Genomic DNA, 14612 nt, shown 5'->3' on the forward strand with positions numbered 1-14612 from the left:
CCATGCGCGAAACGACCGATACAGATCACGGCGATCCCGGTGCCGGTCCCGACCAGGGGGCCGCTGCCGGGTCCGGGCCATCAGCGGTGGACGCCGTTGCCTCGCGTCGGCGCGTCCTGATGCTGGGTGCGATCGGGGCGTCGGCGGTCGTGTCGATCCGCCCCGCGCTGGCGCAGACCGCGGGATCGGTGCTGAACTGCGAAATTCCGGTCCCCGATGCGAGTCGTGCCGGCAGTTATATCGCGCCGGACGGCAAGGTCGTCGCCAACGGGACCAAGGGCGCGTTTCCCGGCGCGCCGCGACCCTTCAAGGGCGAGGAAGCGCGACGGGCCTTGTCCGGTGGGCAGCTGCCGGGCGTCGATTACGACCGCAGCAAGGCCTATACCAACTATATCCGTCGTCTTCAGCGCGGGCAGGGTGGGTTCACCTGCTTCGCCTCGCTCCAGATGCCGCGCCGCTGACCCTTCGTGGACGGTGACGCGGTCTATCATGCGGCACCGCCCGAAATGCTGCTGGTCGCGCCGCTCGACGTCTTCGTGGCGGTCTTCCACCGGCCGTCCGGCATCACCCATCTCCTGACCGCGCCGGCCCCCGAAATCCTCGACGTCCTGCGGCCGGGCGGGGCAACGCTTGCCGCCGCCATGCAGACGCTGGAAACCCGGTTCGGGCTTGCGGATGCCGATCCGCAGGCGTTGCAGGCGCGGCTGGACGAACTGGTGGCCGCCGGGCTGGTCTACGTCGCGTGAGGCACCGGTTCGACGTTCGGGTGGGGCCGTTCGGGTTCCGGGTGGGCAGCGACTGGCGCGCGCCCATTGCACAGTTGCGGGCGCTGTACGCCGGCTATCCGACACCGCGTGATGGCGTCGCCGACTTCACCGTCCGCCTGTCCGCTGCGCGACCCTGGCGACGGTTCATCCGGCCGTCAGTGACGATCGGTGGGGACTATATGCTGCCGGGTGCGGTGCCGCTGCCGCTGGCACAGGGGTTGCTGGCGGCTGAAATGGCCATGAATTTGCAAGTCGCGCTCGGTACGCGACGGTTCCTGCTGCTCCATGCATCGGTGGTCGAGCGGGACGGGCGCGCGGTGGTGATGACGGGCGAGTCCGGTGCGGGCAAATCGACGCTGGCGACGCTGCTGGCGGCGCGTGGCTGGCGTTTCATGGGCGACGAGTTCGCATTGGTCGATCCGGTCACCGGCCTGCTTCATGCCTTCCCGCGCGCGATCAGCCTGAAGAACGAAAGCGTGGCCGCCGCGCGGGCCGCGTGGCCGAACGCGCGGTTCGGGCCACTGCTGCCCGGCACGCCCAAGGGTGACATACGCCACCTCGCCCCCGATGCGCAGGCGCTAGCGGCGATGGACGTGCCCGCCCGGCCGGTGTTGATCCTGTTCCCGCGCTACGGCTTTACGGCCGAGGAGCGGCCGGTGCCGCCCGCCGAAGTGTTCGTCCGGCTGACCCAGGCGTCGACCAACTACACCGCGATTGGCGAGGCGGGGTTCACCGCGCTGACCCGGCTGGTCCATGATGTGCCCGCCGTTGCGATCGACTATCCCGACGGGGCGACGGCGGTCGCGCTGGTTGAGGCCCGGATGGCGGCGACATGACCGACGCCATGCCGCTCGTCCGGGCGCTGCGCGATCCGGGCAGCGTCGCCGCGCTGGACGGCGAGGGGTGGACCGCGCTGATCGCGATGGCGCGGGCCGAGCAGCTTATCGGTTCGCTCGCCGGCCGTCTGCGCGGGCTGCCGGTGCCGGACGGCGTCGCGGCGATCCTCGACGAAGCGCGGCAGTCGGCCGAGCATGGCCGGCGCGTGGCCTTGTGGGAGGCCGAAATGATCCGCCGTGCGCTTGCGCCGATCGGGTGCCCGGTGGTGCTGCTGAAAGGAACGGCCTTCGTTGCCGGTGGTCTGGACGCGGGGCAGGGGCGGTCAATCGGCGATTGCGACATTCTGGTGCCGCGTGACCGGCTGGGCGCGGTGGAGGCGGCGATCCTGGCGGCGGGCTGGGAATGGGTGAAGCCCGACGTCTATGACGACGCCTATTACCGCCGCTGGATGCACGAGCTGCCGCCGCTGATCCACCGCGATCGGGACCGGATGATCGACATTCATCACACGATCCTGCCCCCGACCGCGCGGCCGACACCCGACGCGGCGGCGCTGATCGGCGGCAGCGTGGCACTTGAAAACGGGCTGCGGATGCTGTCGCCCGCCGACATGGTCGTTCACGCGGCCGCGCATCTGTTCGCGGATGGTGACCTGGCGGGGGGCTTGCGCAACCTTTGGGATGTCGACCGGCTGGTGCGGGAATTTGCGGACAATAATTCCGGGTTTCACGATGCGCTGCGGCGGGCGGCGGTGAACCACGATCTGATTACAGCGGTGCGTCGGGCGCTGCGACTGGCAAACCGGCTGTACCGGACGCCGATGCCGCACGCATCCAGGAGCCATCTGCTGGACCGCTGGTTCTTGCGCCGCCTGCTTGCCCGTGACGGATGGGGGCGGCCGACCCGACCATTCACGCGCCTCGCCTTCTACGTCCGCTCGCACTGGATTCGCATGCCGCCGCTCATGCTGGCGCGGCACCTGTGGACCAAATGGCGGGGTCAGAGCGTCTCCAGCGCGGAGATCAGGTCGGCATAGTCGTCGATCACCCGGTCCGCGCCGAGGTCTTCGGCCGGCTGAGTCCGGAAGCCGAAGCTGACGACGACACATGGCAGGCCAGCCGCCCTTGCACCCTTCACGTCGTAGATCGTATCGCCGACATAGGCCGCGCGCCCGCCGCCGAGCCGTTCGACCAGCGCCTCAATCGCGACCGGTGATGGCTTGGACGTGCCCGGCCCCAGTGTATCACCGCCAATGATACAGTCGAAATGATCGGTGAGGCCGAGGTCGCCCAATACGGCGCGCGCGAATTTCTCGATCTTGTTGGTCATGATGCCGACCCGGACGCCGCGCGCGCGCAAGGCTCCGACCGCTTCGATTGCACCGGGGAAGGGCCGGGTGTGAACCGAAATGTTCGCCTCGTAATAAGACAGCAGCCGCTGGTGCAGCACGTCGATCTGCGCATCGTCACCGCCGCCGGTCGCGGCCATACCCTGCGCCAGCATGTGCCGCGCGCCGCCACCGATCATCGGCCGGATCTGTGCGACGGGCAGGGGCGCGCGGCCGATAGTACCTAGCGCATGATTGACCGCCGCCGCCAGATCGCCGCTGGTGTCGAGCAAGGTGCCATCGAGGTCGAAGCCGACGATATCGAATGAAAAATGCGTCATCGGTGGCGCGGGTGCCGCCATGCTATGGTTTTGGCAAGGCTTTCGTGGCAGCGAGTGGTGATATGACGACGCAAGCGATCGCCGCGATAATCCTCGCCGCCGGCAAGGGCACCCGGATGAAATCGGACCTGCACAAGGTTCTCCACCCCATCGCCGGTCGGCCGATGCTGCTGCATCTGGCCCATAGCGTTGCGGCCTTGTCACCGGCGGCAACGGTGGTCGTCACTGGCGCGGGGCGCGAGCAGGTCGAAGCGGCGGTCGCACCGCTCGGGATCGCCACCGCGTTGCAGGCGGAACAGTTGGGCACCGGTCACGCGGTCGCGCAGGCGCAAGCTGCGCTGGATGGATTTTCCGGCGATGTGCTGATCCTGTATGGCGACGTGCCACTGGTCACGTCGGCGACGATGCGGCGGATGCTCGACCGGTTGCAGGCCAATGATTCGCCGGCAACCGTCGTGCTGGGCTTCCGTCCCGCCGATCCGGGAGCCTATGGCCGGGTGATCGCCGATGCCGACGGGCGAATCACGAAGATGGTCGAATACAAGGACGCGAGCGAAGCGGAGCGCGCGGAAACGCTGTGCAATTCCGGGCTGATGGCGGTGCGATCGGCCGATCTGTTCGCGTTGCTGGCCCGCGTCGGCAACGACAATGCGGCGGGGGAATATTATCTGCCCGATATCGTGATGCTGGCGGCGGCCGATGGGCGTGGGTCAGCGGTGATCGAGACGGCGGCGGGCGAAGTCGCCGGCGTCAACAGTCGCGCCGAACTGGCGGCGGTCGAGGGGGACTGGCAGGCGGCGCGGCGGATGCAGGCGATGGCGGACGGCGCAACGCTGATCGCGCCCGACACGGTCTGGTTCGCGCATGACACCGTTATCGGGCGCGACGTGGTCATCGAGCCCAACGTCGTGTTCGGCCCCGGCGTGACCGTCGCCGACCGCGTCGTCATCCACGCCTTCAGCCATATCGAGGGCGCGACGGTCGGTACGGGGGCGGAGGTCGGTCCATTCGCCCGTCTGCGGCCGGGTGCCGTGATGGGCCGGGACTCCAAGGTCGGCAATTTCGTCGAGATGAAAAAGGCGGTGCTGGGCGACGGGGCCAAGGCCAGTCACCTGTCCTATCTGGGCGATGCCGATATCGGTGCCGGCGCAAACATCGGTGCTGGTACGATTACCTGTAATTACGACGGGTACTTCAAATATCGTACGAAGATCGGGGCGGGGGCGTTCATCGGCTCGAACTCGGCACTGGTCGCGCCGGTCAGCATCGGTGCCGGCGCAATCGTCGGGGCCGGCTCCGTCGTGACCACCGATGTCGCTGACGACGCACTGGCGCTCGTCCGACCACCGCAGACCGCCCGCGACGGCTGGGCTGCGCAGTTTCGCGCTCGCATGGCCGCGCGCAAGGCCGCCAAGTGATCGCTCAATATATTCTATCGAAGGTAGTCTAGCCAATGTGCGGAATTGTCGGGATTCTTGGAACCTCGGGAGTGGCCGACCGGCTGCTCGACGGATTGAAGCGGCTGGAATATCGCGGCTATGATTCCGCTGGTATCGCCACCGTCCACGATGGCGTGATCGAGCGGCGACGCGCATCGGGCAAGCTGAAGAACCTGGCCAGCGAACTGGCCGATCACCCGCTACCCGGCGAGATCGGTATCGCGCACACCCGCTGGGCGACGCATGGCGGCCCGACGACCAGCAATGCGCATCCCCATTCGACCGGCGAAGTCGCCGTCGTTCACAACGGGATCATCGAAAACTTCAAGACGTTGCGCGAGGAGCTGGTCGCGCGCGGCCGGGTATTTACCAGCGAAACCGATACCGAGGTCGTCGCGCATCTCGTCAGCGAAAAGGTCGAAGGCGGGATGGACCCGGTCGAGGCCGTGCGCGCTGTTCTGCCCCGGCTGCACGGCGCGTTCGCGCTGGCGATCCTGTTCCGCAGCCATCCCGACCTGCTGATCGGCGCGCGGCTCGGCTCGCCGCTCGTAGTCGGCTATGGTGATGGTGAAACCTATCTCGGCTCCGACGCGCTGGCGCTGGCGCCGCTGACCCAGCGCATCGCCTATCTGGAGGAGGGCGACTGGGTCGTCATTCGCCGCGACGGCGCGCAGGTCTACGACCGCGACAATGTGGCGGTCGAGCGGCCGGTGACGCTGTCGGGCGTGACCGGTGCGCTGATCGACAAGGGCAACCACCGCCACTTCATGCAGAAGGAGATCTACGAACAGCCGATCGTCGTCGCGCAGACGCTGCGCTCGTACCTGAAGCGGATGGAAGGCGAATTGTCGCTGCCGATCCCGGAGTTCGACCTGTCCGATATCCGCCGCGTGACGATCGTCGCGTGCGGCACCAGTTTCTACGCCGGGATGGTCGCGAAATACTGGTTCGAGCAGTTCGCGCGCGTGCCTGTCGACATCGACGTGGCGTCGGAGTTTCGCTACCGCGAACCGGTGATGGAGACAGGCGGCCTCGCCCTGTTCATCAGCCAGTCGGGCGAAACCGCCGACACGCTGGCCGCCCTGCGCCACGCCCGGGCCGAGGGGCAGAAGATCGCGGTCGTCGTCAACGTGCCGACCAGCACGATGGCGCGCGAGGCGGACCTGTTGCTGCCGACCCACGCCGGGCCGGAAATCGGCGTCGCCTCGACCAAGGCGTTCACCTGCCAGTTGGCGGTGCTCGCCGCGCTGGCGGCCAATCTGGCGCGCGCCCGTGGGCGGCTGACACCCGATCAGGAACGCACGATCGTGCGGCATCTGGGCGAGGCACCGGCCGCCATCAACGCAGCGCTCGCTTATGACGAGTCTATCGAGGCGATGGCCCCGCTGATCGCCGGCGCGCGCGATGTGCTGTATCTGGGGCGTGGGACCGATTATCCGCTGGCGCTGGAGGGCGCGCTGAAACTGAAGGAAATCAGTTACATCCACGCCGAAGGTTACGCGGCGGGCGAGATGAAGCACGGGCCGATTGCGCTGATCGACGAAAATGTACCGGTGATCGTCATCGCGCCATCGGGACCGCTGTTCGAGAAGACCGTGTCCAACATGCAGGAGGTGCAGGCGCGCGGTGGCAAGGTCGTGCTGATCTCCGATTATGATGGGGTCGAGGCGGCCGGCGATGGCTGCATGGCGACGATCACCATGCCCAAGGTCCACCCGCTGATCGCGCCGATCGTCTATGCGGTGCCGGTCCAGCTGCTCGCCTATCATGTTGCGGTGCTGAAAGGCACCGACGTCGACCAGCCGCGCAACCTGGCCAAGAGCGTGACGGTCGAATGAGCGACGCTCCCTTGATCGCCGGCATCGAACTCGGCGGCACCAAATGCATCTGCATCCTGGCGCGCGGGCCGGATTCGGTCGAGGACGAGGTCCGCATCCCGACGACCCGTCCGGATGAAACGCTGGCGGCGATCGAGGCGGTGCTCGACCGCTGGAGCGGGTTTACCGGTATCGGCATCGCCAGCTTCGGGCCGGTGTCGATCGACCGCTCGGCCCGCGACTATGGCTATATCACGGCCACGCCGAAGCCGGGCTGGGCCGGGGTCGATGTCGCCGCGCGGATCGGCCGGCGCTACGGCCTGCCGGTCGGATTTCACACCGACGTCGTCGGTGCGGCCTTGGCGGAGGCGCGGTGGGGCGCGGGACGGGGGCTGGACGATCTGGCCTATGTCACGGTGGGCACCGGGGTCGGCGTTGGCATGATCGCCGGCGGACGACCGGTCGATGGCCTCACCCATTCGGAACTTGGGCATATCCGTCCCGTCCGGCTGCCCGGCGACGACTGGATCGGCAATTGCCCGTTTCATGGCGGCTGCGTCGAGGGACTGGCCGCCGGCCCCGCCATCGCCGCGCGTACCGGACGGTCGGCCGACACGCTGGCCGCCGACGATCCCGCCTGGGCCACGGTCAGCCACACGCTGGGCCAGTTGCTCCACACCCTGGTGCTGACCGGCATCCCCCGTCGGATCGTGATGGGCGGCGGGGTGATGACCGGGGTCGATCACCTGTTCCCACAGGTGCGCGAGGCGATGACCCGCAGCCTGAACGGCTACGTCCCGCTGGCCGAGGTCGCGCAGGTCGATACGTTCGTCGTGGGCGCGGCACTTGGCAATCGTGCCGGCCCGCTGGGGGCGATCGTGCTGGGCGCACAGGCGGTCGCCGCCAGCGGCTGAACAGCGTTTACGGCCCCTTAACCATCCCCGTTTACCGCTGACACCATTCCGATGGCGTGCAGCGAGACTTGCGCGTCGTCCCCTCCCACGGGCGACGCCATCGCTCGCAACGCAACGGTGACGTCATGCGGATTCTGATCGTCGACGATGAACAGGCTGTTCAGGAGTCCTACGTCCGCAGTTTCAAGGGCGGCCGCACGACCGGGCAGCAGGATGCACTGAACGCGATGGCGTCCGACCTGTTCGGCGACGATCGTGCCGGCGACGCGCCCGACGCCGATCCGCAGCCCGATTTCGTCCTGACGCTGCACCATCAGGGGCTGGACGCGGTGGCCGAGGTCGAGCGGGCCGTTGCCGCTGGCGATCCGTTCCCGGTCGCGTTCATCGACGTGCGGATGCCGCCAGGTATCGACGGGCGCGAGACGGCGCGGCGGATCCGCGCGATCGACCCGGATATCAACCTGGTCATCGTCACCGGCTATTCCGACTTCTCGCCGATCGAGATTGCAAGGGTGGCGGGACCGGCCGACAAATTGTTCTACATCGCCAAGCCGTTCGAGGTCGGCGAAATTGTCCAGACCGCGACAGCACTTGGCCGCCGGTGGGAAATCGACCGCGAACTGGCCGCGACGCGGGCGATGCTGTCGGCGCAGGTGCTGCTGCTGGAGGAGCAGGGGCTGGAACTGGCCGCGAACGAAAGCCGCGCGATCCACATCGCCAACCACGATTCGCTGACCGACGCGCCGAACCGGCTGGCGTTCCTGCGCGCGCTGGGCGATCGGACCCGGGCAGAGGGTGGTTTCGCTACGGTGATGATCGACCTGGACCGGTTCAAGCTGGTCAACGACACGCTGGGGCATCTTGCCGGCGATGCGCTGATCCGTGAAATCTGCGCGATCCTTCAGGCCACTGCGCCCGAGGGCGCACTGGTCGCGCGGCTTGGCGGTGACGAGTTCGGCATCGTGTTCGATACGGTCGGTGTCGAACCGGCGGTCATGGCCTGCGACCGGATGATCGCCGCCTGCGCGGTCGATATCACCGTGCTTGGTCATGCCGTTCGATGCGGGGCGTCGGCCGGCGTCGTCGTCACGCAGGGGGCAGCGGGCCACGACCCGATCGACGTCCTGCGCCGCGCCGATCTGGCGCTGAACGATGCCAAGAAGGCGGGACGCGGGATCGCACGGCCGTTCGACGAAAGCATGGACGAGGGGATGCGGTCGCGCCGCCGGATCGAGGCCGGTCTGGGTGAAGCGATCGACAAGGGCGAACTGAGCCTGGTGTTCCAGCCGATCGTCGCGCGCGAGGCGCTGGAGATCGTCGGGTTCGAGGCATTGCTGCGCTGGAACACCGTCGAGCACGGTCCGATCAGCCCGGCGGTGTTCATCCCCATCGCCGAGGAAAGCAATCTTATCCATGACCTGGGCGACTGGGTGCTGGCGGAATCGCTGCGGGTGATGAAGGCGTGGCCCGGCCAGTATGTGTCGGTCAACTTCTCGCCGCGCCAGTTTCGCCGGACCAATTTCATCGGCCATGTCATGGAATGCGTCGAGCGCGAGGGCATCTCGCCGGCCCGATTGCAGATCGAGATCACCGAAACCGCGATCTTCGACGATGCCGAGCGGGCAGCGGATACGCTGTACCGGTTGCGCCAGATGGGATTTCGCATCGCGCTCGACGATTTCGGTACCGGTTATTCCAGTCTCTATAACATCCGCAAGTTCGCGCTCGATTGCCTGAAGATCGACCGGTCGTTCATCGACGGCATGGGCCGCGAGCGGGAATCGGCGGCGATCGTCCAGTCGATCATCCATCTTGGCCGCTCGCTTGGCCTGGGCGTGATTGCCGAAGGGGTGGAGACCGAAGCCCAGATGCAGGCGCTGCGGCTGGCCGGCGCATCGCATCTCCAGGGCTATCATCTGTCGCGCCCGGTGCCGATTGCCGAGGCGAACCGGCTGGCGATTGCGCGGTTCCTGTGCGGTCCTGAGATCCCCGTGGCGATGCCGCGTGCGGTCGGGATGGCCGGATGACCTGGTCGGCGCTGGCGGGCCGCCTGACGCGGTTGCGCCTTGAACCGATCTCGCTGGGATCCAAGCTGGTGCTGATCCTGACGGTCGTCGGGGTCGTCGGCGCGATCGGCATCACCATATTGCTCGCCGCCGTCATCACGCCGAGCTTCAGCAAGCTGGAATCGCGCGCCGTCGCCGGCCATGTCGCGCGGACCCGCGCCGCACTGGTCGATTATGCCGCCAAGGCCGATGGTGCGGCGCGCGATTATGGCGACTCCAACGCCAGCCATGGCTACATGACCGGGGCGGTTTCGGCGACGAATCTCGACGGGATCTCCGCCCGCGCCTTGCGCAATGTCGGGATGCAGGGTGTCGCCTATGTCGATGCCGGCGGTCGGGTCGTCCTGTCGCGCTGGCGCGACGCGGCCGCGAGCGGCGATGATGCCAGGCACCGTGCCGCGTTGGCCACGATGGCCGGGGCGATGGACTGGCGGACGACGCGGCGTGGCTTCTACGCGCGTCTTGGGGCTGACATCGCGGCGATCGGTATCGCGCCGATCCGGCGATCGGATGGCAGCGGTGGCGGGGTCGGGCATGTGCTGATGGCGCGGTTGCTGACGTCGGCGCAACTGTCCGCGCTGTTGCAGTTGCGGGCGGTCGTCGATCCGGTGCCGGTCGCGACGGCGGGCGCGGTCACGACGACTCGCGGTGCGATCGGCATCGGCGTTCCGATCGTCGGTGCGGACGGGCGCGCGGTGGCCAGCGCGCGCTTTACGGTCGGGCGTGACGTATCGGTGCTTGGGCGGCGGATGCTGATGCTGGCGGTCGCGGGCTCGACCGTGCTGCTGTTACTGGTCCTTGTCGTCCTGCGTCGCGTGATCGACGTGCTGGTCCTGGCACCGCTTCACCGGGTCGAACATCACATGCAGCGGGTGCGGGCGTCGGGATCGCTCAGCGCGCTGGAGGAGGAGGGGCGGCGCGACGAGTTCGGATCGCTTGGCCGCAGTTTCAATGCGATGCTGCAACAGTTGAAGGATCTGCGCGAACAGATCGAGGCCCAGTCCTTTGCGCTGGGCAGGACGGAAAGCGCGGTCGCGGTGATGCACAACGTCCGCAACGCGCTGGCCCCGGTCAGCACGATCCTGAGCCAAGGTGTGGCGCAAGGCGCGGCGATTGACCGCGCGATGCTCGACCGCGCGCTGGGTGAACTGACGCGTGAGGATGTCGACGGTGCACGGCGGCAGAAGCTGACCGCGTTCGTCGGGGCGGCGATCGAGACCGAAACGACCAATCGGATCGCCCAGCAGCGCGAGTTGCAGATCGGCCGCGAGGCGATGGCGCATGTGCTGGAAATCATTGGCACGCAGCAGGCGCGCGCGCACGAACGCCCGCTGCTCGACCCGTGCGACGTCAGCGAGGTCATCGCTCGGAATGCCAGCATCGCGCGGTACACGCTGGGGTTGTCGATCGGCTTTCGCTTCCCCGCCGAGCCGCACATGGTGTTGTGCAACCGCGTGATCCTGAGCCAGGTAATCGGCAATCTGATCGGCAACGCGGCCGAAGCGATCGCCGCCACCGGGCGGCAGTCGGGGACGATCACCGTGACGATCGAGGATCATGACGGCACGACCCGCATCCGCTTTCGCGACGATGGCGAGGGGTTCGACAAGGCCAGCGCGGCGGTGCTGTTCCAGCGTGGATTTTCGACGCGTCCGCAGAAATCCGGCGGTCTTGGCCTGCACTGGTGCGCCAATTCGATGACCGCGATGGACGGCGCCCTGACGCTGGACAGCGATGGCGTGGGGCAGGGTGCGACCGCGACGCTGACGCTCAAGTCCGCGCCCGTCCAGGCGATGGGCCGGGCGGCGTGATCGCTGGCAGCAGCGGGCGTGAACCGGATTACAGCGGCAGGATCGGCTGTCGGTTGTCGCTGTCGTCGGTCAGCGCTGACAGCGTCAGCCCCAGCAGCCGGACTCCGCCGGGCACGGGCAACAGGTCGTCCAGCAGCATCTGACCGATGGCGAGGAATGCCGCCTGATCGGCAACGGGGTCGCTGACCGATCGCGCGCGCGTAATGGTGCGGAAGTCGGCGTGGCGCAGTTTCAGCGTGACCGTCCGCCCCCGTGTGTCGCTGCGCGCGATCCGCAGCCATGCCGCGTCGGCGACCCGGGCCAGCGCGGCGGCGAGGTCGGCTGGTTCGGTCAGGTTCGTCTCGAACGTCCGCTCCGCCCCGACCGATTTGGAAATGCGGTTGGCCCGCACCGGGCGATGGTCCTCGCCACGCGCGGCGGCGTACAGATAGCCCGCATGGCTGCCGAAATGACCGGTCAGGAACGTCAGCGACTGGTTGCGCAGATCGGCACCGGTCAGGATGCCGAGTGCCTCCATCCGCGCCGCCGTCACCGGGCCGACGCCGTGGAACCGCTTGACCGGCAGGCTGGCGACGAAGTCCGGTCCCTTTGCCGGCGGAATGACGCAGATGCCGTCGGGTTTGTTCTGGTCCGACGCGAGCTTGGCAATGAACTTGTTGTAGCTGACGCCGGCCGACGCGGTCAGCCCGGTGTCGGCGCGGATCCGCTGGCGGATCTGTTCGGCGATGGCGCTGGCCGACCCAAGGTCGTGGCGATCGTGGGTCACGTCCAGATACGCCTCGTCCAGCGACAGCGGTTCGACCAGGTCGGTATAGTCGGCGAAGATCGCGCGGATGTTATCCGACACCTGGCGGTACACATCGAACCGGGGCGGCACGAAGACCAGATCCGGGCAGCGGCGGATTGCGGTTACCGACGGCATCGCGGACCGCACGCCGAACCGCCGCGCCTCGTAACTGGCGGCGGCGACGACGCCGCGCGCCCGCGATCCACCGACCGCGACCGGCCGCCCGCGCAGTTCCGGCGCGTCGCGCTGCTCGACCGAGGCATAGAAGGCGTCCATGTCGACATGGATGATCTTGCGGTTGGTGGGTGCCGTATCGGGCGGCTGTTGCTGCACGGGGCCTCGTCAGTTCCGGCGGTCGTGGGGAATGTCCGGCGGGAGCATGTCGGGACCGTCAATAGCGCGCGGGCGGGTTGCAGACCAGAGCAAATCGGAACAAACCAAGAATATGGCGTGCCGGTCCAGATCGGCCGTTGCGGAACATAAGCGGAGATGAACGATTTTCGGGGGGCATCGTCGGCTTCCCTCGTGTAGCGGACGGTCTTGAACGCGGGCGACGACGGGGAATGGCATGACACCGGGCAAGGATGTGTGGCGCATCGAACAGGCGGACCGCATGTCCATCATCGTCGATGCCGAGGATTATTTCCGGATCGCGCGATCCGCAATGCTTGGCGCGCGGAAGCGGATCATGCTGATCGGCTGGGACTTCGATGCACGGATTTCGCTCGACCGGTCCGACGCGATCCTGCCCGGGCCGGTATCGGTCGGCGACTATATCTACTGGCTGGTCGAGCAGAACCCGCAGCTTGAGGTCTACCTGCTGCGCTGGGGCATGGGGGCGATCAAGTCGCTGTTCCGGGGCAAGACCATCTTCACGGTCATGAAGTGGATGAAGCATCCGCGCATTCATACCAAGCTGGACAACCATCACCCGGCGGGGGCCTCGCATCACCAAAAGATCGTCGTGATCGACGATTCGCTGGCGTTCTGCGGCGGGATCGACATGACCGGCGATCGCTGGGACACGCGCGCGCACCGCGACGACGATCCCAAACGGGTCTTCCCCAACGGCGGGCCGTACAAACCCTGGCATGACGCGACGAGCGCGGTGCAGGGCGCGGCGGCGGCGGCCTTGGGCGATCTGTCGCGCGAGCGCTGGCGGCTGGCGTCGGGCAAGACCCTGAAGCCGGTGGTTGGCATCCACGACAATTGGCCCGAGGGTCTGGCGGTCGATTTCGAAAAGGTCGACGTCGGCATCGCTCGCACGTTTCCGACGATGGCCGATCAGGAGGAAATCCACGAATCCGAGGATCTGTTTCTGGCCCAGATCGCGGCGGCGCGGGAGCATCTGTACATCGAAAGCCAGTATTTCGCGTCCCGCCGGATCGCCGAGGCGATCGCCAAACGGCTCGATACGGTCGATTGCCCTGACATCGTCATCATCAACCCTCATAGCGCGCAAGGCTGGCTGGAGCCGATCGCGATGGATACCGCGCGCGGCCGGTTGATGGAGGCGCTGCACCGGCGCGACACGCACGGGCGGCTGCGGATGTATCATCCCGAAACCGCCGGCGGAGCGGAAATCTATGTCCATGCCAAGATCCTGATCGCCGACGATACCGTCCTGCGGCTTGGATCGTCGAACATGAACAATCGTTCGCTTCGGCTCGACACCGAGTGCGACGTGTCGCTGAGCGCGACCGATGACGCGATGCGCGCGCGAATCGCCACCATCCGCAACGAACTGATCGCCGAGCATCTGGGTGTCGATGCCGATGCGGTGACGGCGAGCATCGCGGAGACCGGATCGCTGATCGCCACGATCGAGGCAATGCGGGCTGCTCCCAAGAGCGGGCAGAAGACGCTGGTGCCGTACGAGGAGCCGGATCTGAGCGCGATCGAGGAGTGGCTGGCCGACAACGAGGTGCTCGACCCCGAGGGGCCGGAGGAAATGTTCGAAGGGTTCACCAAGCGCGGCCTGTTCCGCCGCCTACGCAAGCCGAAATGACGGCATGATGGCCGTGAAGTTGACGACCTGCATCAGAGATGGTGTCGTTTCGTCAACTTCGCCGGCGGCCTGGATCGGGTCGTGTGGATAGTGCGTGAAACGACAAGGGCAGGCGCGCGTCGACATCGACCAGCATCTGCCGAACGATTTTCAACATGTGAAGTGTTTCTTACTGCGGCCCTGCGCAACGAAGTTGCGCCAAGGCTTGCAGAAAATGGTCGGGAAGAGAGGATTCGAACCTCCGACCCCTGCCTCCCGAAGGCAGTGCTCTACCAGGCTGAGCTACTCCCCGACGGAGTCCCGAAGGGCCTCGGTGTCGAGGCCTTCGTGCTTGGAGGCGCGCCTATACCCAGCGGTGGTGTCGGGTGCAAGCGTCGCGGATGCTTTTTTCGGCGCTGCCGTCGAAACGGGTGGAGTGGCGGCAATCGGGCGATAAGAGGCGGCAGCGGCGTCAGGCTTTGGCATCGCGGGTGCAAGCTGCTAACGGCGGATCAGATT

Annotated in this window: 12 protein-coding genes and 1 tRNA gene; 10 read left to right on the forward strand and 3 right to left on the reverse strand. The window is 67.2% G+C overall.

The window, feature by feature from the left end; translation table 11 throughout:
• Nucleotides 1–2: 2 nt before the first annotated feature.
• The 4 genes from ASE75_RS05120 to ASE75_RS05135 are packed head-to-tail and all read left to right on the forward strand — an operon-like array spanning nucleotide 3 to nucleotide 2640.
• Nucleotides 3–461 carry a hypothetical protein gene (locus tag ASE75_RS05120; RefSeq protein WP_443025291.1) on the forward strand — a complete coding sequence of 153 codons (459 nt, stop codon included), beginning with the start codon at nucleotides 3–5 and terminating at the stop codon, nucleotides 459–461.
• Nucleotides 462–467: 6 nt separating this feature from the next.
• A complete protein-coding gene (locus ASE75_RS05125) occupies nucleotides 468–746 on the forward strand; it encodes an HPr-rel-A system PqqD family peptide chaperone (protein WP_235512515.1) in 279 nt (92 codons plus the stop codon).
• Complete coding sequence (locus tag ASE75_RS05130; RefSeq protein ID WP_055929965.1) at nucleotides 743–1603, forward strand: HprK-related kinase A; 861 nt, start codon at nucleotides 743–745, stop codon at nucleotides 1601–1603. Before ASE75_RS05125 ends, ASE75_RS05130 begins: the two co-directional genes overlap by 4 nt.
• Nucleotides 1600–2640, forward strand: a complete 1041-nt coding sequence (locus ASE75_RS05135; protein WP_055929968.1) for a nucleotidyltransferase domain-containing protein — start codon at nucleotides 1600–1602, stop codon at nucleotides 2638–2640. Before ASE75_RS05130 ends, ASE75_RS05135 begins: the two co-directional genes overlap by 4 nt.
• On the opposite strand, the gene ASE75_RS05140 is transcribed toward ASE75_RS05135, so the two are convergent.
• Nucleotides 2604–3272: an HAD-IA family hydrolase gene (locus ASE75_RS05140; protein WP_055929971.1), complete on the reverse strand. Its 669-nt coding sequence runs from the start codon at nucleotides 3270–3272 to the stop codon at nucleotides 2604–2606. The genes ASE75_RS05135 and ASE75_RS05140 overlap by 37 nt on opposite strands.
• A 62-nt stretch (nucleotides 3273–3334) precedes the next feature.
• On the opposite strand from ASE75_RS05140, the gene glmU reads away from it, so the two are divergent.
• The 5 genes from glmU (at nucleotide 3335) to ASE75_RS05165 (ending at nucleotide 11319) form a co-directional block, all read left to right on the forward strand.
• Entirely contained in the window at nucleotides 3335–4690 is a 1356-nt protein-coding gene (gene glmU, locus ASE75_RS05145; protein WP_055929974.1) for a bifunctional UDP-N-acetylglucosamine diphosphorylase/glucosamine-1-phosphate N-acetyltransferase GlmU, read from the forward strand.
• A 35-nt stretch (nucleotides 4691–4725) separates the two neighbouring features.
• Nucleotides 4726–6549 (forward strand): glutamine--fructose-6-phosphate transaminase (isomerizing), encoded by a 1824-nt coding sequence (gene glmS, locus ASE75_RS05150; protein ID WP_055929977.1) that lies wholly within the window; start codon nucleotides 4726–4728, stop codon nucleotides 6547–6549.
• Nucleotides 6546–7442: an ROK family protein gene (locus tag ASE75_RS05155; RefSeq protein ID WP_055929980.1), complete on the forward strand. Its 897-nt coding sequence runs from the start codon at nucleotides 6546–6548 to the stop codon at nucleotides 7440–7442. The genes glmS and ASE75_RS05155 overlap by 4 nt, the downstream gene beginning before the upstream one ends.
• A gap of 125 nt (nucleotides 7443–7567) precedes the next feature.
• On the forward strand, nucleotides 7568–9469 hold the full coding sequence (locus tag ASE75_RS05160; protein WP_055929983.1) for a putative bifunctional diguanylate cyclase/phosphodiesterase: 1902 nt from the start codon (nucleotides 7568–7570) through the stop codon (nucleotides 9467–9469).
• A complete protein-coding gene (locus tag ASE75_RS05165; protein ID WP_055929985.1) occupies nucleotides 9466–11319 on the forward strand; it encodes an ATP-binding protein in 1854 nt (617 codons plus the stop codon). The genes ASE75_RS05160 and ASE75_RS05165 overlap by 4 nt, the downstream gene beginning before the upstream one ends.
• A gap of 28 nt (nucleotides 11320–11347) precedes the next feature.
• Here ASE75_RS05165 and dinB read toward each other — a convergent pair whose 3' ends face one another.
• On the reverse strand, nucleotides 11348–12439 hold the full coding sequence (dinB, locus tag ASE75_RS05170; protein WP_268796022.1) for a DNA polymerase IV: 1092 nt from the start codon (nucleotides 12437–12439) through the stop codon (nucleotides 11348–11350).
• A 235-nt stretch (nucleotides 12440–12674) separates the two neighbouring features.
• Between dinB and ASE75_RS05175 the strand changes: the two genes are divergently transcribed.
• Entirely contained in the window at nucleotides 12675–14114 is a 1440-nt protein-coding gene (locus tag ASE75_RS05175; RefSeq protein WP_055929990.1) for a phospholipase D-like domain-containing protein, read from the forward strand.
• A 215-nt stretch (nucleotides 14115–14329) separates the two neighbouring features.
• On the opposite strand, the gene ASE75_RS05180 is transcribed toward ASE75_RS05175, so the two are convergent.
• A tRNA-Pro gene (locus ASE75_RS05180) sits at nucleotides 14330–14406 on the reverse strand.
• Nucleotides 14407–14612 lie beyond the last annotated feature (206 nt).

It is taken from the genome of Sphingomonas sp. Leaf17, assembly GCF_001421505.1.
Taxonomy (GTDB): domain Bacteria; phylum Pseudomonadota; class Alphaproteobacteria; order Sphingomonadales; family Sphingomonadaceae; genus Sphingomonas.